Below are 26822 nucleotides of genomic sequence, written 5' to 3'. Positions count from 1 at the left end.
GCTCGCTCCTACAAAAGAAGGTTCCGGGGAGATGACCGGAAACAAGAGCGCCACGGCTAGGCGTGGCGCTCAGGTTACCGCATCAGGGGTTCAACAGCAGCGTACGGGCCGTCCCTTGCCGCCGCCATAGCGCGCTTCCTGGCGCTCGCGGAAGAACTCCTCGTAACTCATCACCGGCTTGTCCGGGTGCTTGCTCTGCATGTGCTCGACGTAGGTATCGTAGTCGGGCATGCCCACGAGCATGCGCGCGGCCTGCCCAAGGTACTTACCCATGCGGCTGAGGTCATTGAACATGCTCGCGATCTCCTCAAGCGTCCGGAACCGGCTGGAACGGCGATTCCTTGTCGGTGCGCTCGGACTTCATCCAGGCGCTGCGGCCCACCTTGATGGCGAAGAACAGGATGCTCAGCACCACGAAGAGGAACAGCACGGTCAGGGTCGAGTTGGTGTAGGCGTTGAAGATCACGTGCTGCATCTGGCCCATGTCCTTGGCCGGAGCCAGGATCTGGCCAGCGGCGGCGGCGTCGCTGTACTTCTTGGCCAGGGCCAGGAAACCGACAGCCGGGTTCGGGTCGAGCAGCTTGATCAGGCCTGCGGTTGTGGTGCAGATCAGCAGCCACACAGCCGGCACCAGGGTCACCCAGACGTAGCGCTGGCGCTTCATCTTGATCAGCACCACGCAGCCCAGCATCAGGGCGATACCGGCCAGCATCTGGTTGGAGATGCCGAACAGCGGCCACAGGGTGTTGATGCCACCCAGCGGATCGACCACGCCCTGGTACAGCAGCCAGCCCCACATGGCCACGCAACCGGCGGTGGCGATGACGTTGGCGGTCCAGGACTCGGTTTTCTTCAGCGCCGGGACGAAGTTGCCCAAGAGGTCCTGCAGCATGAAGCGACCGGCACGGGTACCGGCGTCCACTGCGGTGAGGATGAACAGTGCCTCGAAGAGGATCGCGAAGTGGTACCAGAAGGCCATGGTGTTCTCGCCCGGCAGCACCTGGTGGAGGATCTGCGCGATACCCACGGCCAGGGTCGGCGCACCACCGGCACGGGCCAGGATGCTGTGCTCACCGATATCGGTGGCGGTCTGCTGCAGCACTTCCGGGGTGATGGCGAAGCCCCAGCTGCTGACGGTGGCAGCCACGGCGTTCACGTCGGTGCCCACCAGCGCGGCCGGGCTGTTCATGGCGAAGTACACACCCGGCTCGATCACCGAGGCGGCGACCATGGCCATGATGGCGACGAAGGATTCCATCAGCATGCCGCCGTAGCCGATGTAGCGGGCATGGGTTTCGTTGGCCAGCAGCTTCGGCGTGGTGCCGGAGCTGATCAGCGCGTGGAAGCCCGATACCGCACCACAGGCGATGGTGATGAACAGGAAGGGGAACAGGGTGCCCTTCCACACAGGGCCAGTGCCGTCGACGAACTGGGTCAGCGCCGGCATTTTCAGCTCGGGGGCGATGATCAGGATGCCGATGGCGAGACCAACGATGGTGCCGATCTTGAGGAATGTGGACAGGTAGTCACGCGGGGCGAGGATCAGCCACACCGGCAGCACGGCGGCAACGAAGCCATAGCCGATCAGCATCCAGGTGATCTGCACGCCGGTGAAGGTGAAGGCCGGGCCCCAGACGGGGTCGGCTGCCACGATGCCGCCAAGCCAGATGGAGGCCAGCAACAGGACCACGCCGATGAGGGAAATCTCGCCGATGCGGCCCGGGCGGATGTAACGCATGTACACGCCCATGAACACCGCGATCGGGATGGTCGCCATCACGGTGAACATGCCCCACGGGCTTTCGGCCAGGGCCTTCACCACGATCAGCGCCAGCACCGCGAGAATGATGATCATGATCAGGAAGCAGCCGAACAGGGCGATGGTGCCCGGAATCCGGCCCATCTCTTCGCGGACCATGTCCCCGAGAGAGCGGCCGTTACGGCGGGTGGAGAGGAACAGCACCATGAAGTCCTGCACCGCGCCGGCCAGGACCACGCCGGCGATCAGCCAGAGGGTGCCGGGCAGGTAGCCCATCTGCGCGGCGAGTACCGGGCCCACCAGCGGACCGGCGCCGGCGATGGCAGCGAAGTGGTGACCGAAGAGGATGTGCTTGTTGGTCGGAACGTAGTCCAGACCGTCGTTGTTCAACACCGCAGGTGTTGCACGGGAGGGGTCCAGTTGCATCACCTTGTTGGCGATGAACAGGCTGTAGTAGCGGTAGGCAATCAGGTAGATCGCGGTTGCAGCAGTAACGATCCAGAGGGCGTTGATCGCTTCGCCCCGACGCAGTGCCACGGTGCCCAGCGCAAATGCGCCCAGCAGGGCAACGGCGAACCAGGCAATTCGGGAAGCCAGTTGGGTCATGGAATGGTCTCCTGCCGCGTGGGGTTACCTGCGGCGGCTCTTGTTGTTGTTTATGCCCGGATAGGGGCAGCCGACACTATCGGCGCGTGGCGGCCACGGAGAAATTCGCACAACTACGAAGCACGGCTACGTAGTACTACGTAGCCAGCATGCCCAGTCTCGGGGCACAACACATTCCTGTAGGGGTGATTTCAATCGCAATGCGGACCGCAGGTTCGCCCTTCAATCGCTCGCTGACGGGTATCGCTCCGCTCCACCGCATCCTACGGAACCGTTCAATGCAGCAATGCAGGTGTGGGAGCGATTTCAATCGCGAAAGAATTTGCCCCCGCTAAATGAAATTCAACGGCTGAGCAGCAGCCTGCCGCCCATGCCCAGCAGGAACACGCCCATCAGGGTCTCGAACACCGCCTTGAAGCGCATGAAACCGCCGCGCACGGAGGGGCTGGAGAAGAGCACCGCCATCCCGCAATACCAGAGGCAGGAGACGCTGGCGCCGATGCTGACGATCGCCGCGTAGAACCATGCCGGCGCATGGGCCGGGACCATCACGGCGAAGATGCTGCCGTAGAAGGCCAGCGCCTTGGGGTTGGTCATGCTCACCAGGTAGCCCTTGCGGGCCGAGGCGAAGACGCCCGATTCGAGCGTGTCGGGCGCGGCGGCCAGCGGCTTGCGCGCGCCGAGGATCATCCGTAGACCGATCCAGATGAGATACAGGGCGCCAGCCAGCTTGATGCCGAGGTAGAGCCATTCCACTTGCGTGACGATCAGGCCCAGCCCTGCCACGGCCAGCAGCGCCCAGGTGGCTGAGGCGGCGGCCAGGCCCAGCCCGGTGGCGACGCCGGCACGGCGGGAACGCAGGGTAGCGGTGGAGGTGACGATGGCGAAGTTGGGGCCGGGACTGACGACGCTCAGCATCAGGACACCGGAAATGGCCAGCAATGCACCGAGGTAATCCACGGCACCCTCCTGTCGTATGGGGCGGGGGGAAGATGCCGGCGAGTATATCCGGGAGCAGGGCCGGCCGGGATGGGCCAGTGGTCCAGATTCAGGCCGCAGCGACGGACCGACGAAAGCGGCGCCCCTCCCTCCGGAGAGAGGGGGCCATCAGTGGAAGGAGAAAGGCCGGGACTTCAAGGCATGGCCGGAGGTTCGGCTGGCGGATTGTCCGTTGGCGGCGGGTTATCAATCGGAGGTTCTTCGTCCGGCTGGACGTTCCTGACCCGCGGGATGCCTGCCGCGAACCAGCTCTGATTGGCCGCATTGCGAATCAACAGCACGGGGCTGTCGCAAGGGGTTGGCGGTACGGGCGTGAACACGTCACGGATCACGAAGTCACCTTCGTCGGTCAGCGGCACGCCGGCCGGGTTGGTGCTGTGCTCCGTGAACGGTTCCGCGGCACCACAGAACAGCGTGGCGAACACCGACTGCCCGGTAGCCCTGCCGATATTGTTGCCCCCACCCAGGACCAGGCCACGGCCGATTGCCACAAGGTCACCGGCCGCGCTCACCTGCGCATTGAGTTTGCGGATCACCCAGATCTGCCCCGCCGGCTGCACGCCGCGCACCAGGTTGCGGTTGACCACAGTGGCGATAGCGTCCACGCCCTGCCCACTGGAAACCGGCAGAACACCGATGCCGCCCCTGAAGCGCAGTACGGCATTGCCGGCGGCCGGGTCACTGGTAGCCAGGGCAGTGGCCGCCAGCGCTGCGGCGAGCAGCAGGACGGGGATGGTGAGGGCTGTCGTTCTTTTCATGTCGATACCTCCTCTCTGGCGCCCACCGAGGAGTCCGGCGGGCCGCCGCAATACGAAAGAGAGAGGGGTACTCCATGAACCCTTGTGGCAAGGGCAAGCTGGCCTCGTGACCTGAGGGCCTCCGAAAATGAAAAAGTCGCTGCAGGGTCGCTGGCCGAGATAGGGGGACCGGGCGAACCGCCTCTCTCCTCCGGTTGGTGAATGGGCCTTGCGCCGCGTCAGATAAACGCTGGGCCCCACCTTCCGTCAGAGCCGGCACGAACACGAACAACAGGATGGCGAGGGTGCAAAACTCTGGATGTATTGCACAGACCAGTATATGCCCCTGCTTCCCTCCCCCCGGCCCGCCTGTCCCGTGTTGGCGCACAGGCGCTACCCTTCGTCGGGGAAAGCGCCCTGCGCGGCCGTCAACGGCTGCCGACCGCATGGGCCGGCAGCTGCACTTCCATTAGAAGCTGAAGTCCACCTTGGTCCAGAGCGTGCGCCCCGGCTCGTCGATGGCCACCGGATCGGCCGGGAAGCCGAATCCGGCGTCTCCGGCACGGTTCAGGTGCTCTGCATAGGCCTTGTCGAAGAGATTGTCGACGCCCGCGCTGACCTTGAGCTCCGGGCTCAGGCGGTAGGCGCCGTTGAGGGAGAACACGCCGAAACCGGCGCTCTTGCCGAAGTCCTGCCCCACCACATTGCCCTTGCCTTCGGCCACGCGGTTCTGCGCCGCCACCAAGCGCCACAGGCCGCCGGCGCTCCAGTTGTCCTGCTCGTAGGTCAGGCCGAGGCGCGTTTCCAGCGGCGGCATCTGCGGCAGGGCCTCGTCGTCGGAGCTGTTCTTGCCCCAGGCATAGGCCAGGGTGGCTTCGGTCTTCCAGTCGGGAGCGAAGCGCCAGGCTGCGCCCAGTTCGCCACCCATGATGCGGGCGTCGATGTTCTCGGCGCGGGAGGTGGGCCCCATCATCCCCGGCGTGTAGGTGAACAGGATGTAGTCACGCACCTGGCCCACGTAGCCGGAGGCCCAGGCCTCCAGGTCGCCGCTCTGGTACTGCACACCGAAGTCGAGCTGGGTGGTCTTCTCCGGCTTCACGCCGTCGAAGGCATTGGCCGAGCCGGCCGGGCCGCGTCCCGGCGAGAACAGCTCCCAGTAGTCGGGGAAGCGCTGCACATGGCCCAACCCGGCGTAGAGGGTGGCGGGCGAATCGGCCAGGTCGTGCTCGAAGCGCGCGAAACCGCTGGGCAAGGCGTCGGCGCGGGTTTCGCCGAAGGTGGGGTTGGCCCGGCCCATCATGCCGCTGGTGGCGCGGAAGTCCTCGGCGGAAGCGCGGTCCAGGCGGCCGCCGGCCACCAGGCGATTGCGCGGCGCAAAGTTCCAGGTGGCCTCGGAGAACAGCCCATAGCTGTGGAACAGCGCGTCCTTGCTCCAGGGGAACTGGTCTGCGTCGGTGAAGCGGCCGCTCATCATGTCGAAGCGCGAGCTGCGCTTGCGGTGTTCGCTGCGCATCAGGTCCAGACCCGCCACCCATTCCACCTCGGTCCAGCTGAAGGTGGCGGCAAAACGCCCACCCACTGTGCGGCGGTCGACGTTCGAAGCCATCGGCATGGGCATCGAACTGGCGGGATCGGGGCTGCGCAGGCGGAAGTTGTCCATCACGTGGTCCGCGTAGTTGTAGTAAAGCTGCGCCTCCAGCCTGTCCAGCACGCCACCGAGGTTGCTGCGCTCGACGCGCAGGCCGAGGCTTTCCCGCAGGAACTGGCTGCCGTCCATGCCGCGCCCGGCGTAGCGTGCCTCGCCATCGCCCTTGCCGGCAGTGAGTTCCACCAGGCTGTCCGCGTCCGGCGTCCAGCCCAGGGCCACGTCACCGTTCCACTTGCTCCAGCGCGACGGCACGGTATCGCCGTTGCCATCTTCGTAGTCGTCCGCCTGAGCCTGGTTGCCCACCACGCGCAGGTAACCGAGTTCACTGCCCAGGGCGCCATCCAGCACCTTGTCGAAGCGGCCATTGGAACCGGCCAGCACGCTGCCGCGCAGACGGCCGCCGAGTTCGCCGAAACGCTCCGGCTCGCGATCGAAGCGCACGGTGCCGGCGGAAGCTCCGGGGCCCCAGAGCACTGTCTGCGGTCCTTTGATCACGGTGAGTCGGTCGAAGGTTTCCGGGGAGATGTAGGAGCTCGGCGCGTCCATGCGGCCTGGGCAGGCGCCGATCATCAGCCCGCCGTTGGTGAGCAGGTTGAGCCGCGAGCCGAACATGCCGCGCAGCACCGGGTCACCATTGGTGCCGCCGTTGCGGATGACGGAGAAGCCGGGAATGGTCTTCAGGTAGTCGGCCGCGTCGCTGGCGGGAACGGGCTGGCGAGGGTCTTTCGGGTCCGTCACCACGGTCAGGGGCGAACTCTGCTGCACGGCGGTGACGACAGTGGGCTCGATTTCTTCCGGCAGCAGCTCGTCGGTCACGCCGACTGCGGACAGGGAGAGGCCGAGGAACAGGGCGAAACCCTGCTGCCAGCGCAGGCGGGCAGTAGCCGGGGTGAAAGGACGGGTGCAGTGGCGCGCAGCAGCGCGGCCTGGTTGGTTGGGCTGTTTCATGAGTCTTCCAGAATCGGTGGTCAGGCTGCCCCTCCGGGGCAGTGCGTCGGCGAATCAGGAAGAACGGGGGGTGCGCGTGGCCGGGCGCCGGGGAACAGCGGGGCCTGCGCCGGCGGGCCGATGAATCGGGGCCGCTCCGGCGCACCCTCGACGTGCGACAGCAGGTCGGCAACCGGCTGTGTATTGCCCAGGGCCGGGCTCGCCGCCAGCAGATTGCAATAGCCGCAGGCATCCAGGGGCGATGCCGGCCCGTGGTGGGATGGCATCGGAGACGGCTGTTCGTCGTGGTCGCAGGCCAGCTCGGTGAGCCAGTCGGGCAGCTCCGCTTGCGCCACGCGAACCTGGGACGCCAGGGCACCGAAGTAGATCGCCAGCATCGCGAACAGCCCCAGCCACAGACCCGGCCGCATCCGCACGGGCAAGGCCGTGGAATGGGCGTGACGATGGCGGATACGTGGAGCAGCCATGGGCGTTGGCGAATCCGGTTGCATGGACGATCGAGCCGCACCAGCACCCCGAACAAGGGATGTCGGCAGCAGGGTTCAGACGGACGAGTCCGGGTCTGGGGCGATGTCAGGCGAGCGGGGAAGCCCGAGGATTGGCCGAAGGCCAGGCATGGCGCGGCGGGTGTTGATCACCCCCGGCGCGGGGAAGGAAAGGCGCCCTGCCCGCACCGAGCAACCAGGACAGCAGCACCACGGCGACGGCGCCGAGGATGATGCCGGTGCAGAGCGGGCACTTGAAGAGGCCGGACCAGCCAATGGCGGCGCTGCCGCCGAGGTCGCCGTCCAGGGCCGGACCGCTGGCGGAATCGCCGGAGCAGAACGACCCACCGAGGCCGCTCAGTTCCAGCCCCGTCGCCTGGCCGTGGTGCAAACCGCAGGCGAACAGATTGAGCAGGACGCAGGCATACAGCATCCAGGCAATCAACAAGCGGTCTTGGCGGGCGAACTTCATGGGCGGCGACTCTAGCACCGGCGTTCCAGGTCAGGAAGCGGCAATGCCGTGTGGTGGATTGCCGCACGCCAGACGCCCTTGGCCTAAACATCCGCTAGGCGGGCCGCCGGTCCGGGTTCTCCCTGCCCTGCTCCGGGCCTGCGGCCAGAACCACCATTGCAGAGCGGCCGACGCGACCTCTCACTACAAAGTATGAATTTGAATATCACTACTTCGTCCGTTACCCGCCTCGGGGGGATTCATTAACGTTCGGCCGCCAACAGAACAACAAGGGTGGCCCAATGACTACAAGAACAAGGCACGCAGACTTCAGACCCCACGCGCTGGCAGCCGCCATCGCCTTGGGCCTGTCCGCCACGGCCCAGGCAATGACCTTCAACATCGGGGAGATCGAAGGCCAGTTCGATTCGTCCCTCTCGGTGGGCGCGAGCTGGTCCATGCGCAGTGCCGACCCGGACCTGATCGGCGCCAACAACGGCGGCGACGGTCTGGCGCATACCTCCGACGACTCGCACCTGAACTTCAAGAAGGGCGAGACCTTCTCGAAGATCTTCAAGGGCATCCACGACCTCGAACTCAAGTACGGCGACACCGGCGTCTTCCTGCGCGGCAAGTACTGGTACGACTTCGAATTGAAGGACGAGCAGCGCCCCTTCAAGGACATCGACGACAGCGGTCGCAAGGAAGGCGCCAAGTCCTCCGGCGCCCAACTGCTCGATGCCTTCGTCTACCACAACTACAGCTTCAACGAATTGCCGGGCTCGGTACGCCTGGGCAAGCAGGTGCTGAGCTGGGGTGAGAGCACCTTCATCCAGAGCGGCATCAACGCGGTCAACCCCATCGACGTATCCGCCTTCCGCCGTCCCGGCGCCGAGATCAAGGAAGGCCTGATTCCGGTCAACCTCTTCTCCCTCTCCCAGAGCCTGACCGACAACCTCTCGGTGGAAGCCTTCTACCAGCTGGAATGGGACCAGACCGTCGTCGACAACTGCGGCACCTTCTTCTCCCAACCGGACGTGGTGGCCGACGGCTGCAACAACAACCTGGCGGTGCTGACCCCGGCCCTGGCGCCATTCGGCCCGGCATTCGGCTACCAGACCACCGGCGAAGGCGTGGTCGTGCCGCGCGCTCCGGACCGGGATGCCGACGACGACGGCCAGTACGGCATGGCCCTGCGCTGGATGGCCGACGAGATCGACACCGAATTCGGCGCCTACTACATGAACTACCACTCCCGCGCGCCGATCCTCAGCGTCCAGGCGGCGGACCAGGCGACCTACCGGGAGTCCCTCGGTATCCTCGCCGGCGCTTCGACCCCAACCGTGCCGGGAGCGGCGCGCCAGGGCGTGGCCATCGCCAACGTCGCCGGCGGCAGCAAGTACTTCATCGAGTACCCGGAAGACATTCACCTGTACGGCCTGAGCTTCTCCACCACCCTGCCCACCGGCACGGCCTGGAGTGGAGAGCTCAGCTACCGACCGAATGCACCGGTACAGCTGAACACCACCGACCTGCTTTACGGCGGCGTACGCGGCCTGGCGCAGTTCGGCGGCCCCTTCGCGGCCTTCTCCAACTTCTCCCTGCTCGGCGGCAATCCCGCGTCCATCCCCGGCAGCACCCTCAGCGGCTACGAGCGCAAGGAAATCACCCAGTTGCAGACCACCTTCGTGCACTTCTTCGACCAGATCATGGGCGCCGAGCGCCTGACCCTGGTGGGCGAAGTGGGCGTGACTCACGTTGGCGGCCTCGAGAGCACCAGCGTGCAGCGCTACGGCCGCGACCCGGTGTTCGGTCCCGGCGAGCTGCCCAACAACACCTGCCGCACCATCAACGCCGGCGCCGTGGGCGCCAACGGCGAGAACGCCAGCAAGTACTGCACCGACGACGGCTTCACCACCAGCACCTCCTGGGGTTACCGCGCCCGTGCGGTGTGGGACTACAACGACGTGTTCGCCGGGGTGAACCTCAAGCCCGGCATCGCCTGGTCCCATGACGTCGATGGCTACTCCCCCGGCCCCGGCGGCAACTTCGAGGAAGGCCGCAAGGCCGTCAGCCTGGGCCTGGACGCCGAGTACCAGAACACCTACACCGCCAGCCTGTCGTACACGGACTTCTTCGGCGGTGACTTCAACACCTCGATCGACCGCGACTTCCTCGCGTTCAGCGTCGGCGTGAACTTCTGACAGCCCCGGAGGCGATTCCCATGAAAGACAACAAGCGCATCCTGAAATCGGGCGTACTGGTCCTTTCCCTGCTGGCCAGCGGCGTGATGGCGGCTGTCCCCGCCGACCAGGTCGCCAGGCTGGGCACCAGCCTGACGCCCACTGGCGCAGAAAAGGCCGGCAACGCCGACGGCAGCATTCCCGCATGGAGCGGCGGCCTGCCCACCAGCGCCGGCCAGGCCGACGCCAAGGGCTTCCTCTCCGACCCCTTCGCCGGTGAGCAGCCGCTGTTCACCATCACCGCGCAGAACCTCGACCAGTACAAGGACAAGCTCACCCCCGGCCAACTGGCGATGTTCAAGCGCTACCCGGACACCTACAAGATCCCGGTGTACAAGACCCACCGCACCGCCGCCCTGCCGGACGAGCTCTACTCGGCCATCCGCACCAGCGCAGAGAAGACCGAGTACGTCGACGGCGGCAACGGCCTGAAGAACTTCGACAGCCGCTACTATGCCTTCCCCATCCCGCAGTCGGGCGTCGAGGTAGTCTGGAACCACACCACCCGCTATCGCGGCGGCAACATCCACCGTTACATGACCCGCGTGCAGCCCCAGGCCAACGGCGCCTTCAACATGGTCCACTTCGAGGACGAGGTGTCCTACCCGGCCAATCTGCCGGACCTGGACAAGGCCAAGGCGGACAACGTGCTGTTCTACTTCATCCAGCGGGTCACCGGCCCGGCGCGTCTGGCTGGTAACGTCCTGCTGGTCCACGAGACCATCGACCAGGTAAAAGAGCCGCGCATGGCCTGGCTCTACAACGCCGGCCAGCGCCGCGTACGTCGTGCCCCGCAGGTGGCCTACGATGGCCCGGCCACCGCCGCCGACGGCCTGGCCACTTCCGACAACTACGACATGTTCAACGGCTCGCCGGACCGCTACGACTGGAAGCTGGTGGGCAAGCAGGAGCTGTACATCCCCTACAACAGCTACAAGCTGGATGATCCGAAGCTGAAGTACGCCGACATCATCAAGGCCGGCCACATCGACCAGGACCTGACCCGCTACGAACTGCACCGCGTGTGGCACGTAGTGGCGACGCTGAAGCCGGGCGAGCGCCACATCTACGCCAAGCGCGACATGTACTTCGACGAAGACACCTGGCAACTGGCCGAAGTCGATCACTACGACGGCCGCGGACAACTCTGGCGCGTGGGCGAAGGCCATGCCCAGCAGTACTACAACCACAAGGTGCCGGGCTACACCGCCGAAACGCTGTACGACCTGATCTCCGGCCGCTACTCGGTGTTGGGCCTGAAGAACGAGGAGAAGCAGAGCTTCGTGTTCGGCGCCCAGGCCTCCGCGGCGGACTATACCCCGGCAGCCCTGCGCCAGACCGGCGTGCGCTGATCGACTCACCGCGTTACTCCATGAGCGTTGCGGCCCTTCGGGGCCGCTTTTTTGCGTAGTGCGTTCCCCTCTGCAAGGATGAATTCACCCAGCGTGACATCTTCGAGTGCATTCATGCCGTCCAAACACTTCTTGCGGCTGCCACCCGGCCACCTGCCCCGCCCACGCCTCCATGACGCCCTGCTCCAGGGCGACTGCCGCCTGCGCTTGCTCTGCGCATCCGCGGGCTATGGCAAGACCGTGCTGCTGGGGGAATGCCTCCAGCAGATCCCCGCCGACACCCGCCTGGCCTACCTCGATCTGCGCGGCGAGGCGCTCTCGCCCACGGACTTCACCCGGCGCCTGTCCGCGGCACTGGGCCAGGAAACCGCCGACATCGTGGCCCTGCGCCAGCAACTCCAGCAGGAACGAGAGCCCGTCTGGCTGGTACTGGACGACTACTCGCGCTTCCCGGCGGTCGAACTGGACCGCCTGCTCAACGAGCTGATCCAGCTCGGATCGCGACAATTGCAATGGTGGATAGCCAGCCGTCGCCGCCCCCAGCTCCAGCTGGCGCGCATGCTGCTGGATGGCGACCTGTTCGAACTGGGCAGCAACGAGTTGGCATTCAGCACAGCGGAAACCGCCGAGTTGCTGCAGCGCGCCGAATTGGGCGCTGCCTTGCCGTCGCCCAAGGACCTGCATCAGGAAATGCAGGGCTGGTGCGCCGGCACCCTGCTGCGAATGCTCGGCCTCAAGGCCGGTCCCCAGCAGGCGGCGGAGCTCTACCGCTCACTGTTGCAGGACTACCTGCGTCATGAGTTGCTCGACCCCTTGCCCGAAGACTGGCAGCAGGCGCTCTTCACCCTCGCGCACTTCCCACACTTCGACCAGGCGCTGTGCGAACAGCTCTTTGGCAGCGGCGAAGGCGGCCGCCTACTGGCGCAGTTGCGCGAATGCGGGCTGTTCATCGAGGCCCCCGGCGATGATGAGCGTGCCCTGCGCATCCTGCCCGCCATCGCCCCCCGGCTGGCCGCGCTACTGCCTGCGGGCACGAGCCGCACCCTCTACCGCCGCGCCTGCCAGTGGTACATGAGCCAGGACGACGTTCGTCCGGCGCTGGAATACGCCCTCAAGGCCGAGCAGCCGGAAGTGGCGGCCAGCCTGATGCAGCATTACACCCGTGACCGCCTGCTGCACGGGCGCAGCCTCGCCTTGCTGATGCAGTGGCGCGCCGAACTGCCCGACAACCTGCTGGAAAGCACGCCGCGACTGGTGCTGCTCAACGCCTGGGCGCTGATGCTTTGCGGACGCCTGGACGAGGCCCAGCAACTGACCGACAACCTGGCGCGCTTCCTGCCCCAGCCCGACCCGCGCCGCCAACGGGGCCTGCTGGCCCAGTGGAAAGCCCTGGCCGGCAACCTGGCCTTCCATCGCGGCCAGGCCGCCCTGGCGGCTCCGCTGCTGGAAGAAGCCATCGCCGAGCTACCGCGCAGTGCCTGGGCGCAACGCCTGTTCTGCAGCACCCTGCAGATCGAGCTGGCGCTGATCGAAGGCCGGTTGGATGAGGCTCAGGAACTCAATCGCGCGGCCATCAAGGAAGCCCGCGAACATGCCAGCCCCGCCATGGAAGCGGTGCTCGCCATGGGCCACGTCAAGCTGCTTGAACTGCGTGGCGAACTACTGCGCGCGGAAACCCTGCTCAAGCGCGTGCACACCGAGCTGACCAGTGCCTGGGGCGCCGAACCCAGCCCCATGCGCGGTCGCGTGCAATTGCGCCGCGCCGCCATCCTGCTGCAACAGGGGCGGTACCAGGAGTCGGAAGAGGCGTACAAGTCCGGCGCTCAGGAAAGCCAGGCGTGCGCGGATGCGGCGGCATTCTGGGGCCTCCTGGGGCAGGCCGAACTGGATGCCCTGCAGGATGACCTGGCAAGCGCCTTCTCACGCATTACCGAAGTCGAGCGGATCATGCAGTACGGGCGCATCAGCGCGCCGATGTACCAAGGCCTGGTGGTACGCGCCAAAGCCCGTATCTGGCTGCGGCAGGGGCGCTCCAGCCATGCCGAGAAGGCGTTGCTCGCCCTGCCTGCCGAGGCCTTCGAAATGTCGCCCTACGGCATGCCGGACCTGCACCTGCGCCTGCGCCTGCTGCTGGCCCAGGCGCGCCTGGCCAATGGCGCGGTGGACGACGCGCTGACGCAGCTTGAAGCCATGCTCGAACGAGCGAAGGCGGAAGGACGCCGGCCGCTGGCCTGCGAGATCGGCTTCAGCCTGGCCGAAGGGCTCTACGCCGACAACCGCCAGGCGCGGGCCCGCCAAGTCCTGCTGGACGCCCTGGCGCTGGCGCGGCAGATGGGGCTGGCCAGTGTCGAAAGAGCCTTCGCCCTGCGCAATCCGGCCATGATGCGCTGGGCCGGCGAAAGCGCTGGAGGCAGCAGCGGTGCCTCCGCTTCCCTGCTCAGCCGGCGCGAGCTGGAGGTGCTGCGCCTGATCGTACGCGGCCATTCCAACCAGCAGATCGCCGAGAGCCTGTTCATCTCCCTGCACACGGTGAAAACCCATGCGCAGAAGATCAACTGCAAGCTGGGGGTGGAACGCCGCACCCAGGCCATCGCCCGAGCCAAGGAGCTGGGCTTGGCGGGTTGACGCAACCTACCCCGCCGGACTCCAGGCGTAGCTGTACATCTCGTCCTCGACCTTCGGCTCGGCCACACAGTGCCAGCCCAGGCCGACGAAAAAGCGCCGCGCCGCCGGGTTGTCCGGCATCACGTGGGCCTGCCAGCGCACCGGCTGGCGAAACTGTGGCAACGCCAGCAACCCGGCGACGACGCAGTGGCCGATGCCCTGCTGGCGCAGATCGGGGTGCACTGCAATGTCGGTGATGGTCCAGAACGGGCACTCGGCAGTAGCGTTGCAGACACCGCCCACCGCCACCAGCTCGCCGCCGCGCAGGACGCTGAGCTGCTGGCCTTCCTGGTCGGCCATCACATGGGCGAGCCAATCCTCGTCCATCGGCCCGAGCTGTTCGTTCAGCGGCTCGTCCTCGAACCAGCGCCGGTACTCGGCGAAGTCCGATTGCACAAAAGGCCTGCATTCCATGGCGTCACCTGACCTGTCCTGGGGGAAGCGGAGCATTGCGGATACACGCTGATGGCGTCCGGATGTCAGAAGATGTCGATGGGAATCTTCAGGTAGCGGATGCCATTGGCCTCGGCCGGGGGCAGTTGGCCGGCGCGCATGTTCACCTGCACCGCCGGCAGGATCAGGGCGGGCATGCTCAGGGTGGCGTCCCGCGCGGTGCGCATGGCGACGAAGGTGTCTTCATCGATCCCCTCGCGGGCGTGGACATTGTTTGCACGCTGCTCTGCCACCGTGGTTTCGAAGCAGAACTCGTCTCGTCCTGGCGCCTTGTAGTCGTGGCAGAGAAACAGGCGGGTTTCGCCCGGCATCCCGAACAGGCGGCGGATGGAACGGTACAGGGCACGGGCATCGCCACCGGGGAAATCGCAGCGAGCGGTGCCGTAGTCGGGCATGAACAGGGTGTCACCGATGAAGGCGGCATCCCCGACCAGATAGGTCATGCACGCCGGCGTGTGGCCCGGTGTATGGATGGCGAACAGCTCCAGGTTGCCAATGGCCAGGCTATCGCCGTCCTGCAGCAGGATGTCGAATTGGCGGCCGTCGGTGGCGAACGCCTCGCCGGCATTGAACAGCGCGCCGAAGCGTTGCTGCACCTGGGTGATATGCCCGCCGATGGCCAGCGCCCCGCCCAGTTCTTGCTTGAGCCAGGCAGCCGCGGACAGGTGATCGGCATGCACATGGGTTTCCAGCAGCCAGTCCACGGTCAGCCCGTTCTCACGGACGTAGGTGAGGATCCGTCCTGCCCCGGCATGGGACGTACGCCCGCTGGCGGCGCAGTAGTCCAGCACCGGGTCGACAATGGCGCAGCGCCCGCTGGCCGGGTCGCTGACGACATAACTGTAGGAACAGGTGAGCGGATCGAAGAAGGCTTCCACGCGCGGATTCATAGGGCAGGCTCCAGTCCGGGTTTCTTCAGCTTAGTTTCCAGAACGGCGCCTGCGCCTGGCCTCCAATCCGGCGTAAAGGACCATGCCGGCAAGCATCGCCAGGACGAACAACCCGGCCTGCCAGTGGCCGGTAGGCAGCAACACCAGGGCCGGCCCGGGGCAGATTCCGGCGATTCCCCAGCCCACCCCGAACAGCAGACTGCCGCCGACCAGACGACGATCGATATCCCGTCCGGCCGGTAAACCCATGGGCAGCCCCAGCCAGGACACCTGCTTGCGGCCAGCCAGGGCGAACCCCGGCAGCGCAACGGCGATGGCGGCAGCCATCACCAGGGCCAGTGATGGGTCCCACGCTCCCGCCAGGTCGAGGAAAGCGAGCACCTTGGCCGGGTCGGCCATGCCGGAGAGCAATAAGCCCAGGCCGAAGAGCAGTCCGGCAAGCAATGCGCTGACCCTGCTCACAGGCCACCCCCGATCAGATGCCGCAGCACATAGGTGGAAAGAAATCCCGCCGTCATGAAGACCAGCGTCGCCACCAGCGAACGCGGCGACAGGCGTGCCAGGCCACAGACGCCGTGACCACTGGTACACCCGGCGCCATAGCGTGTGCCGATCCCCACCATCAGCCCGGCCAGCAGCAAGGCCGGCCAGCCCGATTCGAACCTGGCCTCCGGCGCCCCGACGACGACCGTCCAGAGCAAGGGTGCCAGCAGCAGGCCCGACACGAACAACGCCTTATCGAGCAGGCCGTCCCCCGTCCGCTCCAGCAGGCTGCCCAGCAAGCCGCTGATACCGGCGATGCGCCCGTTGGCAAGGATGAACAGGCTGGCAGACAGCCCGATCAGCACACCCCCGGCCAGGGCGCTCCAGGGAGTGAAAGCGGACCAGTCGATCGTCATCATGAACTCCTGGCCTACACGGCCACCGGGATTCGAAAGCGCGATCATATACCCCATGGGGTATACACTCCAACCCTTCCGGACGGCGCGCTTGCCCGGATGGAATCAGGTGTACTTGGTGAAGATGGCGCGAACACGCTCCAGGGTGTCGGCCGTTTCCTGAACCGGGTCGAGCATGGCCTCTTCCAACAGGCACATCAGCATCTGCTGGTAGGCGCGGTCGAGTGCCTTGCGCGAGGCACTGAACTGCTGGGCGATGGCCTCGCAATCGTCGCCCCGGCGGATCATCGCCTGCAGGCCGCGAATCTGCCCTTCGATGCGCGCCAGGCGCTTGAGCATGGCCTCCTGGTGCATCGCCACCACTTCGTTGGTCATCGGTTGCCTCGTCTGGCAATTACCCCTGGGGGTATCACGTTAACGCAGCGTCCACGTTCAGGCCAACGCCTCGACACCGACCATGAACTGCTCCGCCGGCATCGGCTTGCCGAACAGGAAGCCCTGCAGTGAGTCGCAACCCAGCCCGGTGAGGAAGGCCTGCTGGGACTCGGTCTCCACCCCCTCGGCGACAATCCGCAGGTCCAGCGCCTGGCCCAGGGCGACGATCGCGGAGATGATCGCCGCGTCATCGCTGTCGTGCTCCAGGTCACGGACGAAGCCACGGTCGATCTTCAGCTCGTTGGCCGGCAGGCGCTTGAGATACAGCAAGCTGGAGTAGCCGGTGCCGAAGTCGTCGATGGACAGGTCGACCCCCATCTCGGCCAGCTTGCGGAGAATCGCCAGGCTGGCATCGGCATCCTGCATGGCCGTGGTTTCGGTGATTTCCAGGGTCAGGCAGTTGGCCGGCAGCGCGTGGCGCTCCAGGGCGTGGCGCACGCTGTCGATCAGACCGGCGTGGCAGAACTGCAGGGCCGAGAGGTTCACCGCCACCCGCCAGTCGTCTCGGCCTTCGGCGTACCAGCGACTCATCTGCCGACAGGCCTCGTTCAGTACCCAATTGCCGATGGGGATGATCAGGCCGGTCTTCTCCGCCAGCGCGATGAACTGGTCGGGCATCAGCAGCCCACGGCGCGGGTGCTGCCAGCGCAGCAGCGCCTCGGCACCGATCACCCGCTGGGCGTCGGCGGCGGCGAACTTGGGCTGGTAATGCAGCTCCAGCTCCCCGGCGTCCAGCGCCTGGCGCAGGTCGTGGAGCAACTGCAGTTGATTGCGCGCGTTGGTGTTCATCGACTGCTCGAAGAAGCTGTAGCCGTTCTTGCCCGCACCCTTGGCGTGGTACATGGCAGCGTCGGCATTCATCAGCAGCTCTTCGCGGGTAGCGCCATCGCCGGGGTACAGGGCGATGCCGACACTGGTAGAAACCCGCAACTCCTGGCCGCCCACCATGAAGGCGGTGCCCACCAGGGCGACCAACTGGCTGGCGAGGGTTACGGCGTCGTCGGGTTCGCCGAGATTCGCCAGCAGGACGAACTCGTCGCCACCGATGCGCGCCAGGGTGTCTTCGGTTCGCAGGTGGCTGCTCAGACGCTGGGCCACCTCACGCAGCAGCAGGTCGCCCACGTGATGGCCGAAGGCGTCGTTCACCGGCTTGAAACCGTCCAGGTCCATGAACAGCAGGCCGAAGCAGCCGCCGTTGCGCTCCACCTTGTGGATCGCCTGGTCGACGCGGTCCTCCAAAAGCGTGCGGTTGGGCAGCTTGGTGAGGTTGTCGTGCAAGGCCAGGTGCGTCAGCTCCTGGTTGGCCTGCTCCAGCGAGTTGGTGAGCTGGGCGGTGCGCGACTCCAGGCGGGCATCCAGCACCGAGGTCAGCAGGGCAATCGCCAGGATCGCCAAGGTGACCGCGATCACCAGACTGGCCAGCCAGCGGCTGTCGAGCCCGGCGATGGCCGCACCGCAGACACTGCCCAGCGGGAAGTTGGCCGCCGCCATGCCGGTGTAATGCATACCGACGATGGCCACCCCCATCACCAGGGCCGCACCGCTGCGCGCCAGGCGCACATAGGGCGTGTCGTGGCGCAGGCGGAAGGCGATCCATAGCGCCGCGCCGGAGGCGGCCACCGCAATGGCCAGGGAGAGGTAGAACAGGCCGGGGTCGTAGTCGATGCCAGGTAGCATGCGCATGGCGTGCATACCCATGTAGTGCATGGAGCTGATGCCCGCGCCCATGGTCAACGCGCCGCAGAGCAGCTGCCACCAGGGCTGCTCGGGCTGGCTCACCAGCCACAGGGCGAAGCCGGATACCAGCACAGCGATCAGCAGCGACAGCAAGGTCAGCGGCAGGTCGTAGCCCAGCGGAATGGGCAGGCTGAAGGCGAGCATGCCGATGAAGTGCATGGACCAGATGCCGATACCCATCGCGATGGCTCCGCCGCCGATCCACAACACCGCGCCACGTCCCTGGCTGCTGGTCACCCGCCCGGCCAGGTCCAGTGCCGTATAGGACGCAAGGATGGCCACCAGCAGGGAAATGAGAACAAGGGAATAGTCGTAGCTGCCCGTGAGCATGGGAAACCTATCAAGCGGGAATGCCAACCCGGAACGGGCGGCTGGAAACGGGTCGCATTCTAAACAAAGTCAGCCGGGGCGGTGACACCGTATGGCAGATTGCCGGCATGTGACAGCACGAGTGTTGCAATGACTTGTTCACCGATGGACGGCAGATATCTGTGGGAGCGATTTCAATCGCGAATGAATTCGCTCCCACAGAGAACGTCCGGGACGCACCCTATAGGGGCGGCGGCTCCACACCACGCAGCGGAATCGGTGCCGACATGACGATGGACGTCCGCGTCTCGCCGAAGTGATTGATGCTGCCGACGAAGCGTTCCAGGTGGCGGATGTCGCGCGTCACCACCCGCAGGATGAAAGAATCCTGCCCGGTGACATGCAGGCACTCCAGCACCTCCGGCATCTGCTGCAACTGGGCGATCAACCGCGCCTTGTCCGGCTGCGGGGTGGTCATGCCGATCAACGCCATCACCCCGTACCCGGCCTTCTCCGGCGAGACGGTGGCGCAATAGGCCTCGATCACCCCGGCCTCCTCCAGGCGCTTCAGCCGTTCGGAGGTGGCCGGCAAGGACAGCGCTACTCGCGAGGCGAGGTCCGTCAGGGAAATACGCCCTTCCCGCTGCACCACTTGCAGGATTTTCCAGGACTTGACATCGAGCTCCATATTTCTCAGGCCTCCTGGGCCAGATTCGTGAATTTTTCAGGCGATCCCCCAATACTTCCGTAATCCCTGCATTCAGCATCGATGCAGTGCAACGCAAAATATTCCCCACGTCCACTGCCTCCGGAGCCTGTTCATGGCGGCCCTGCTGTTTCTCAAATCGGTCCTGATCGGCCTGTCCATCGCCGCGCCGGTCGGCCCCATCGGCCTGCTGTGCATCCAGCGAACCCTGGGCCATGGCGCGCGCATCGGTTTCATCAGCGGCCTGGGCGCCGCAGCGGCGGATGCCTGCTACGGGGCGCTGGGCGCCTTTGGAATCGGAGCCATCACCCGCGCCTTCGTGGCGCTGGCCACCCCGCTCGCCATCGTCGGCGCCCTGTTCCTGGCCTGGATGGGCCTGAAGATGCTGCGCGCCACCCCGCCCGAGCGCGCGGCCCGTGCCAGCGACCCGGTGCATGCGCTGCCGGCGTTCGTCTCGGTGTTCCTGCTGACCCTGAGCAACCCGCTGACCATCCTGTCCTTCGTCGCCATCTTCGCCACCCTGTCCGGCGGCGAGGCCCTGGCCGGAGTGGACGGCCTGGTGATGGTACTGGGCGTGTTCTGCGGCTCGGCTCTCTGGTGGCTGGCCCTGAGCCTGGGCGTGTCCACCATTCGCCATCGACTGGGCGTTTGGGCGATGCAATGGATCGACCGCACTGCGGGCGTCTTCCTGCTGGGCTTCGCTGCCTGGCAGCTGGTGCGGGTAATCGTGTAGGGGCGGCGCACACAAGGGTGGATGTCGCTTTTCACATCCGCCAGCGAGTCCGTGCCTGGCACCGATGGTGGATCGATGAAGCGTGAACCACCCTGCGGGTAATGAAGTCGCCCCACGCCCCATGCAATCAACTGGGTAGCCCGGTGCCACTGGCCGTTACGCCCGGTAATCCCCACGCTCGCCAATGCTCGGTCCCCTGGGCAGTTAACCGATCTATATCGGCATTTCCCTTTATGTGGCGCGGCATTTGCTTTCAGATTTGCGACCTAAACAGATAGATATCGATTTAGGCCCAACTCAAGCCCACCCAAAGGTTGCCGCAATTGATCAAGCACAGACTCCCCCGCCTACTGGGCGCCGCCTTGTGCGGCCTGCTCGCCACCCAGGCCCTGGCCGAAGAACGCACCCTGCGCGTCTACAACTGGTTCGACTACATCACCCCGCAGACGCTGGACAACTTCAAGAAGGAGAACGGCGCCAAGCTGATCTACGACATCTTCGACACCAACGAAGCGCTGGAGGCCAAGCTGCTTACCGGCAACTCCGGCTATGACGTGGTGGTACCGTCCAACGTCTTCCTCGCCAAGCAGATCCAGGCCGACGTTTTCCAGCCGCTCGACCGCAGCAAGCTGCCCAACTGGAATCACCTGGATCCGCAGCTGATGAAGCTGATCGAGGCCAACGATCCGGGCAACCGCTTCGCCGTGCCCTACATGTACGGCACGGTGCTGATCGGCTTCAACCCGGCCAAGGTCAAGGCAGCCCTGGGCGAGAACGCCCCGGTGGACAGCTGGGACCTGATCTTCAAGGAAGAGAACATCGCCAAGCTCAAGCAGTGCGGTGTAGCCCTGCTGGATTCGCCCTCGGAAATCCTGCCCATTGCCCTGCATTACCTGGGTCTGCCGCCCAACAGCAACCAGCCCAAGGACTACGACAAGGCCGCAGAGTTGCTGCAGAAGATCCGCCCCAACGTCGCCTACTTCCATTCATCGAAGTACATGGCCGACATCGCAAACGGGGACATCTGCGTGGCAGTCGGCTACTCGGGCAGCTTCTCCCAGGCGGCCAACCGTGCCAAGGAAGCGGGCAACGGCGTGGTGGTGGACATGCGCCTGCCCAAGGAAGGTGCACCGGTGTGGTTCGACATGCTGGCCATCCCCAAGGGCGCGAAGAACCCCGAGGACGCCCATGCCTTCATCAACTACCTGCTGCAGCCCCAGGTGATCGCCCCGGTCAGTGACTTCGTCGGCTACCCGAACCCGAACAAGGACGCCACCGCCCTGGTCAACCCGGAAATCCGCAACAACCCCAACCTCTATCCCACCGCCGAAGCCCAGGCCACCCTCTTCACCCTGCTGCCGCTGGAGCGCAATGCCGAACGCGCCCGCACCCGTGCCTGGACGAAGCTGAAGTCGGGGACCTGACGACCTCGCAGGGTCGGCCTGCAATACCGAAACCTGTGGGAGCGATTTCAATCGCGAATGAATTCGCTCCCACGGGAAAGGGCCCCCTGGCCACATCCCCTGTGGAAGCGGATTCATTCGCCAAGGGCGGCACAGCTGCCTGCTGAAGCAAAGGGAATCGGACTGCGATCAACCACGTCACGCCATCTGCCCAATCGTCCTGCGGAACCGCGTCAGTGCGGCTGTGAAGAACGCTCCACCGATCCCGATGATAGCCAGCAGCTGCGGCCAGACGGTATCCAGCCCCGCCCCGCGATAAAGGATGGCCTGGGCCAGGGCCACGAAGTGCGTGGTAGGCGCTGCCAGCATGATGTATTGCACCAGCTCCGGCATGCTCTCCCGTGGCGTGGTGCCGCCGGAGAGAATCTCCAGCGGGATCAGCACCAGGATGGTCAGCAGCCCGAGCTGTGGCATCGAGCGCGCCACGGTGCCGAGAAAGATACCCATGGAGGTGGTAGCGAACAGCTGCAATGCGGCCGCCAGCAGAAACAACCCGATCGAGCCGCCAATTGGAACTGCCAACCATACCTGCACCACGAGTTTCAGCGACAGCACCGTCGCGACCAGCACTACGAGCCCCATTGACCAAACCTTGGCCAGCATGATCTCGAAGGCTGACAACGGCATCACCAGCAGGTGCTCCACCGTGCCGTGTTCGCGTTCGCGGATCAGCGCGGCGCCGGTGAGGATGATCGACAGCATGGTGATCTGGTTGATCACCTCCATCACCCCACCGAACCAGGCTTGAGTCAGATTGGGATTGAACAGGATGCGCGGCGCCAGCTCCACAGCCAACGGACTGGAGCCCCGGTAATGCTGGACGAACTGCTGCACTTCCTCGGCAACGATGTTCTGGATGTACCCCGCACCATTGAAGGCCTGCCCCACCTGAGTGGCATCCACATTCAATTGCAGCGCCGGGCTGCGGCCGGCCAGCAGGTCGCGCTGGAAGTCTGGCGGGATATCCAGGGTGAAGGTGTACAGGCCCGTGTCCATGCCATGGTCCATGGTGGCCTGGTCGATAATCGCCGGAGCGCGAAAGTACGGCGGCTGGAATGCATCGATCAATTGACTGGAAAGCTGCGAGCGGTCTTCATCGACCACAGCGATGGGCGCATTGTGGAGCGTTTCCGGCAGACCGGTGGCGGAACTGTAGATGCCCAGGCTGAAAGACCAGGCGATCAGCAGCAACATGGCGTAGTCACGCTGCAGGCTACGAAATTCCTTGATCCCCAGATAGAAGATATTGGCCAGTTCCCGCATGGCTCAATCCTCCTGCTTCTTCAGCGCCAGTACGCTGAGCAGGGTGAGCAGCGGAATTGCCACGAGCAGCGCGAGGAAGTACGGCGCCAGGTCGGCAAAGCCAAGCGCCTTGGAAAAGACGCCGCGGCAGATGATCAGGAAATACGAGGTGGGATAGAGCTTGCCCATCAAGGCCGCGCCACCCTCCAGGGACGACACGGGGTACACAAACCCGGAGAACTGGATGGCCGGGACCATGGTGGCGATGGCCACGCCGAACACGGCGGCGATCTGGCTGCGCATGAACGTGGACATCAGCAACCCGATACCGGTCGCTACGCCCACGTAAAGCAAGGCCCCCAGCGTCAGCGCCGTGAGGCTCCCCTTCAGCGGCACACCGAACACCAGAACCGCCAGCACCGCCATCAGCAGAAAGTTGAACATGCCCAGGACCACATAAGGCAGCTGCTTGCCCAGCAGGAACTCCAGGCGCGTCACCGGGGTGACATAGAAGTTGGTGATGGAGCCCAGTTCCTTCTCGCGTACTACGCCCAGAGCGGTGAGCATGGCCGGGATCATGATCAGCAATAGAGGAATTACCGCCGGCACCATCGCCTGGATGCTCTCTACGTCCGGGTTGTAGCGGTAGCGCAGCTCGATTCTGGTCGCTGCCGGCGAAGCCACTTGGCTGGAGGTGCGCGCCAGCTCCCGCAGGTAGTCGCCGTGCAGGCCCTGCACGTAGCCGTGCACGGTATTGGCGCGAATAGGCATGGCGCCATCGATCCAGACACCGATCTGCGGGCTAGCGCCGCGCTTGAGATCCCGGCCGAAACCCGGCGGAATCTCGATGGCCAGGCTCAGCTCACCACTGCGCATGCGCCGGTCCAGCTCGGTGTAGCCACTAATCGGTGCCTGTTCGACGAAGTAGCGCGAGCCTGAGATGTTCAGCGCGTAGGCCTGGCTGGTGGTGGTCTGGTCGCGATCGAGCACCGCATAGGGCAGGTCTTCCACATCCAGACTGATGCCGTAGCCGATGATGAACATCAATAGAGCCGTCCCGAGCAGGGCCAGCGTCAGGCGGATCGAGTCACGACGCAACTCCATGGCCTCGCGCCGCGCATAGCTGAACAGCCGTTGCGGGCTGAAGCCGGGGCTGGGCGGTTCGTGGTCGGTCGACTCGACCAGTAGCAGCGCCTCGGCGGGGGGCTGGGCAGCCTGCCCGGCCGCCGCTTCCAGGTAGAGGATGAAGGCGTCTTCAAGGCTGTCCTGGCCACGCTTCTCCATCAATCGCTGTGGGGTATCGCTTTCCAACAACTTGCCAGCGTGCATCAGAGAGATGCGGTCGCAGCGTTCGGCCTCGTTCATGAAGTGAGTGGAGATGAAGATGGTCACGCCGTCGCGGCGCGACAGTTCCACCATCAGTTCCCAGAAAACATCGCGGGCCACCGGGTCCACCCCGGAAGTGGGCTCGTCGAGAATGAGGATTTCCGGCCGGTGGATCACCGCCACAGCCAGGGACAGGCGCTGGCGGATACCCAGCGGCAAGCCGCCCGGCAGCTCGTGCTTCACCTTGTCCAAGTGGAAACGCTGGAGCATCTCCATCACCCGAGGACCGACCTCTGCATCGGGCAGATGGAACAGCCGGGCGTGCAGTTCGAGGTTCTGCAGTACAGTCAGCTCGGAATACAGCGAAAAGGCCTGAGACATGTAGCCCACCCGGCGGCGGGTAGCCATGTCGTTGGCATCCACCGTTTGGCCAAACAGCGCGCAACGCCCCTCTGTGGCCGGCAGCAGGCCAGTGAGCATCTTCATGGTGGTGGACTTGCCACAGCCGTTGGAACCGAGGAAGCCGAAGATTTCCCCGCGCTCGATACGGAAGCTCACCTGGTCCACCGCCACGAAATCGCCGAAGCGGCAGGTCAGCCCCTCAGCCTCGATAGCAACCTCGCCCTTACCGTCCTGGCGCGGCGGAATCACCAATTGCTTGTAGCCACGACGCTTCGCTTCCGGCAGCAGTGCAACGAAAGCCGCCTCCAGACCATCGGTGCAGGTGTGCTGGCGAACCTCCGCAGGCGTACCGGTCGCCAGCACCCTGCCCTCGTCCATCGCCACCAGCCAGTCGAAGCGCTCGGCTTCCTCCATATAAGCGGTGGCCACCACCACGCTCATGCCGGGACGACCGGCACGGATGCGCTGGATCAGTTGCCAGAACTGGTTGCGCGAGAGCGGATCAACGCCGGTGGTGGGTTCGTCGAGGATCAACAGGTCCGGGTCGTGAATCAGCGCGCAGCAGAGGCCCAGCTTCTGCTTCATGCCGCCAGACAGTTTGCCCGCCGGCCACTCGCTGAAGAGAGCCAGGCCCGTGCTCTGCAACAGGTCAGAGATGCGCCGCTCACGTTCTCCACGGCCGTGGCCGAACAGGCGGCCAAAGAAATCGACATTCTCGAAAACGGTCAGCGTCGGGTAGAGGTTCTTGCCCAGGCCCTGGGGCACGTAGGCGATGCGATGGCAGATGGCCCTGCGGTGGGCGGCTTCGCGCATGTCGCCACCGAGCACCTCCAAGCTTCCTGCCTGTACCTTGCGTGCACCGGCCAACAGTGCCAGCAGGCTGGATTTGCCGACGCCATCCGGTCCGATCAGTCCGATCATGCACCCGGCAGGCAGCTCCAGGCTCACCTCGTCCAAAGCATGAATGCCGCGGTAGCGAAGCCCCATGCCTTCCAGGCGCGCGACCGGCTCAGCCTGCCGGTTCATAGCGGGACCTTCACGGCCAGCCGTTCAGGCCAAATGGCCCGCGGGTCCAGCCGCAGATAGGCCATGCCGGGCAGCCCCGTCTTCACTGCAGTCACGTATTTCTTCAGCAGCGCCGGGTCGATGCGCGCCTTCACGCGGAACACCAGCTTCTCCCGCTCGCTGGCGGTTTCCACTGTTTTCGGAGTGAACTGGGCGACGCTGGCCACATAGCTGACCTTGGCCGGAATCACATACTGGGGCGCCGCGTCCAGCACGAGTCGTACTTCCTGGCCGATTATCACGCGGCCTGCCTGATTGGCCGGCAGGAAGAAGGTCATGTACACGTCCACCAGGTCGACCATATTCAGTACCCGGCCGCCCGGGGCCAGCACCTCGCCGGGTTGGGCGATTCGATACTGCACCCGGCCCGCGCGAGGCGCTCGCAGCACGCTATCGTCGATATCGGCGACCAGGCGCAGGGTGCTGGCGGTGGCGGCCTCGATGGCGGACTGGGCTTCGATCACCTGCGACTTCGCCGCCTCCACCCCGGCCTGGGCCGAGAGCACCTGGGCGCGCGCTGCAACCAGGGCGGCCGCGGCGCTCTCCTGCACGGCACGGTCATCATCCAGTTGCTGCTGCGGCAAGGCATTGCTCGCAACCAAGGTCCTTGTGCGGGCGAAGCGCTTCTGCGCAGCGGTGAGTTCGGCCTGTCGCTGGTTCACCACGGCGCGGGCGGTGGCCTTCTCGCTTTCCCGCTGGGCCACCAAGGCTTGCGCCGTGGCCTTGCCGTTCTCGGCCCGGCGTACTTCGGCACGGGCCTGGGCCAGCTCGGCTTCCAGCACCTGGGTGTCCATGCGAGCCAACTCCTGGCCCTCGGTGACAAAATCGCCCTCGTCCACAGCAATTTCCGCCACTCGACCGGCCAACTTGGTGGCCACGTCCAGCTCCGTGGCTTCGATACGGCCGTTTCCGCTGGCAAAGCCTTCACCGAGGCCCGTGGGCCGCAGCCCGTACCAGGCGCCTGCTGCACCCACTGCCAGCAATAGGGCCAGGGCCCACGCCAGGTTTCGTCCGGTTGGCCGTTTCATCAGAACCCCCGCGAATCCCATTGCAGCGAGAGAATGTTCCGAGATTGCGTAGGAAATTGCCTTGATACAGGTCAGTTCAGGGCAGAGCTATGCTTTCTGGCTGAATGTCCAACGTATTGGCAGCCTGCCAAAAGAAGTGGCACAGGCACACAAAGGGTTGGCACGGACAGCAAGCTCCACGCCGACCGCCAGCGGCAGACTAGGACTGCAGATTTCTGCCCTGCACCCGCAACAAAGTCCAA

General features: G+C 65.3%; 22 protein-coding genes. 5 read left to right on the top strand and 17 right to left on the bottom strand.

Annotated elements, in window-relative coordinates; all coding sequences use genetic code 11:
• Window positions 1-90 precede the first annotated feature (90 nt).
• The 7 genes from FXN65_RS11255 to FXN65_RS11225 all read right to left on the bottom strand — a co-directional run bounded on the left by FXN65_RS11255 (window position 91) and on the right by FXN65_RS11225 (window position 7654).
• Window positions 91-294 (bottom strand): YbdD/YjiX family protein, encoded by a 204-nt coding sequence (locus FXN65_RS11255; RefSeq protein WP_151133281.1) that lies wholly within the window; start codon window positions 292-294, stop codon window positions 91-93.
• A gap of 13 nt (window positions 295-307) precedes the next feature.
• A complete protein-coding gene (locus FXN65_RS11250; RefSeq protein WP_151133280.1) occupies window positions 308-2365 on the bottom strand; it encodes a carbon starvation CstA family protein in 2058 nt (685 codons plus the stop codon).
• Window positions 2366-2707: 342 nt separating this feature from the next.
• Window positions 2708-3325, bottom strand: coding sequence for a LysE family transporter (locus tag FXN65_RS11245; protein WP_212632332.1), 618 nt, complete (start codon window positions 3323-3325; stop codon window positions 2708-2710).
• A 173-nt stretch (window positions 3326-3498) separates the two neighbouring features.
• Entirely contained in the window at window positions 3499-4122 is a 624-nt protein-coding gene (locus tag FXN65_RS11240) for a hypothetical protein (protein WP_151133279.1), read from the bottom strand.
• Between the two features lie 448 nt (window positions 4123-4570).
• Window positions 4571-6697, bottom strand: coding sequence for a TonB-dependent copper receptor (locus FXN65_RS11235; protein WP_151133278.1), 2127 nt, complete (start codon window positions 6695-6697; stop codon window positions 4571-4573).
• A 20-nt stretch (window positions 6698-6717) separates the two neighbouring features.
• The gene (locus FXN65_RS11230) at window positions 6718-7164 is read right to left on the bottom strand and encodes a DUF2946 domain-containing protein (protein WP_178119307.1); all 447 of its coding nucleotides are present in this window, start codon (window positions 7162-7164) and stop codon (window positions 6718-6720) included.
• A 106-nt stretch (window positions 7165-7270) separates the two neighbouring features.
• On the bottom strand, window positions 7271-7654 hold the full coding sequence (locus FXN65_RS11225) for a DUF2946 domain-containing protein (protein WP_151133276.1): 384 nt from the start codon (window positions 7652-7654) through the stop codon (window positions 7271-7273).
• 281 nt (window positions 7655-7935) lie between these two features.
• On the opposite strand from FXN65_RS11225, the gene FXN65_RS11220 reads away from it, so the two are divergent.
• From FXN65_RS11220 to FXN65_RS11210, 3 genes are all read left to right on the top strand, one after another.
• Window positions 7936-9837: a DUF1302 domain-containing protein gene (locus tag FXN65_RS11220; RefSeq protein ID WP_151133275.1), complete on the top strand. Its 1902-nt coding sequence runs from the start codon at window positions 7936-7938 to the stop codon at window positions 9835-9837.
• Window positions 9838-9857: 20 nt separating this feature from the next.
• Entirely contained in the window at window positions 9858-11228 is a 1371-nt protein-coding gene (locus tag FXN65_RS11215) for a DUF1329 domain-containing protein (RefSeq protein WP_151133274.1), read from the top strand.
• Window positions 11229-11342: 114 nt separating this feature from the next.
• Window positions 11343-13853, top strand: a complete 2511-nt coding sequence (locus FXN65_RS11210; protein WP_151133273.1) for a LuxR C-terminal-related transcriptional regulator — start codon at window positions 11343-11345, stop codon at window positions 13851-13853.
• Between the two features lie 6 nt (window positions 13854-13859).
• On the opposite strand, the gene FXN65_RS11205 is transcribed toward FXN65_RS11210, so the two are convergent.
• The 7 genes from FXN65_RS11205 to FXN65_RS11175 all read right to left on the bottom strand — a co-directional run bounded on the left by FXN65_RS11205 (window position 13860) and on the right by FXN65_RS11175 (window position 19303).
• On the bottom strand, window positions 13860-14306 hold the full coding sequence (locus FXN65_RS11205) for a GNAT family N-acetyltransferase (protein WP_178119306.1): 447 nt from the start codon (window positions 14304-14306) through the stop codon (window positions 13860-13862).
• A gap of 65 nt (window positions 14307-14371) precedes the next feature.
• Window positions 14372-15235, bottom strand: coding sequence for an MBL fold metallo-hydrolase (locus FXN65_RS11200; protein WP_151133271.1), 864 nt, complete (start codon window positions 15233-15235; stop codon window positions 14372-14374).
• A 30-nt stretch (window positions 15236-15265) separates the two neighbouring features.
• Window positions 15266-15697, bottom strand: coding sequence for a DUF6691 family protein (locus tag FXN65_RS11195; protein WP_151133270.1), 432 nt, complete (start codon window positions 15695-15697; stop codon window positions 15266-15268).
• Window positions 15694-16134, bottom strand: coding sequence for a YeeE/YedE family protein (locus FXN65_RS11190; protein WP_151133269.1), 441 nt, complete (start codon window positions 16132-16134; stop codon window positions 15694-15696). The genes FXN65_RS11195 and FXN65_RS11190 overlap by 4 nt, the downstream gene beginning before the upstream one ends.
• Before the next feature lie 105 nt (window positions 16135-16239).
• The gene (locus FXN65_RS11185; RefSeq protein ID WP_151133268.1) at window positions 16240-16509 is read right to left on the bottom strand and encodes a metal-sensing transcriptional repressor; all 270 of its coding nucleotides are present in this window, start codon (window positions 16507-16509) and stop codon (window positions 16240-16242) included.
• A gap of 57 nt (window positions 16510-16566) precedes the next feature.
• Window positions 16567-18636, bottom strand: coding sequence for a putative bifunctional diguanylate cyclase/phosphodiesterase (locus tag FXN65_RS11180; protein ID WP_151133267.1), 2070 nt, complete (start codon window positions 18634-18636; stop codon window positions 16567-16569).
• Between the two features lie 220 nt (window positions 18637-18856).
• Window positions 18857-19303: an Lrp/AsnC family transcriptional regulator gene (locus FXN65_RS11175; protein ID WP_151133266.1), complete on the bottom strand. Its 447-nt coding sequence runs from the start codon at window positions 19301-19303 to the stop codon at window positions 18857-18859.
• A gap of 133 nt (window positions 19304-19436) precedes the next feature.
• Here FXN65_RS11175 and FXN65_RS11170 point away from each other — a divergent pair, with 133 nt between their 5' ends.
• Window positions 19437-20054, top strand: coding sequence for a LysE family translocator (locus FXN65_RS11170; protein ID WP_151133265.1), 618 nt, complete (start codon window positions 19437-19439; stop codon window positions 20052-20054).
• A gap of 323 nt (window positions 20055-20377) precedes the next feature.
• A complete protein-coding gene (locus FXN65_RS11165) occupies window positions 20378-21478 on the top strand; it encodes a polyamine ABC transporter substrate-binding protein (protein WP_151133264.1) in 1101 nt (366 codons plus the stop codon).
• Between the two features lie 177 nt (window positions 21479-21655).
• On the opposite strand, the gene FXN65_RS11160 is transcribed toward FXN65_RS11165, so the two are convergent.
• Genes FXN65_RS11160 through FXN65_RS11150 form a run of 3 tightly spaced genes read right to left on the bottom strand, consistent with a single transcriptional unit; the run spans window position 21656 to window position 26580 of the window.
• The gene (locus FXN65_RS11160) at window positions 21656-22780 is read right to left on the bottom strand and encodes an ABC transporter permease (RefSeq protein ID WP_151133263.1); all 1125 of its coding nucleotides are present in this window, start codon (window positions 22778-22780) and stop codon (window positions 21656-21658) included.
• A gap of 3 nt (window positions 22781-22783) precedes the next feature.
• The gene (gene rbbA, locus FXN65_RS11155; protein ID WP_151133262.1) at window positions 22784-25513 is read right to left on the bottom strand and encodes a ribosome-associated ATPase/putative transporter RbbA; all 2730 of its coding nucleotides are present in this window, start codon (window positions 25511-25513) and stop codon (window positions 22784-22786) included.
• Window positions 25510-26580: an HlyD family secretion protein gene (locus FXN65_RS11150; protein WP_151133261.1), complete on the bottom strand. Its 1071-nt coding sequence runs from the start codon at window positions 26578-26580 to the stop codon at window positions 25510-25512. Before FXN65_RS11150 ends, rbbA begins: the two co-directional genes overlap by 4 nt.
• Window positions 26581-26822 lie beyond the last annotated feature (242 nt).

The organism is Pseudomonas lalkuanensis, assembly GCF_008807375.1.
GTDB classification, from domain to species: Bacteria; Pseudomonadota; Gammaproteobacteria; order Pseudomonadales; family Pseudomonadaceae; genus Metapseudomonas; species Metapseudomonas lalkuanensis.
Note: the sequence above shows the minus strand (reverse complement) of the source record. Positions and strands in the feature narration are given on the sequence as shown.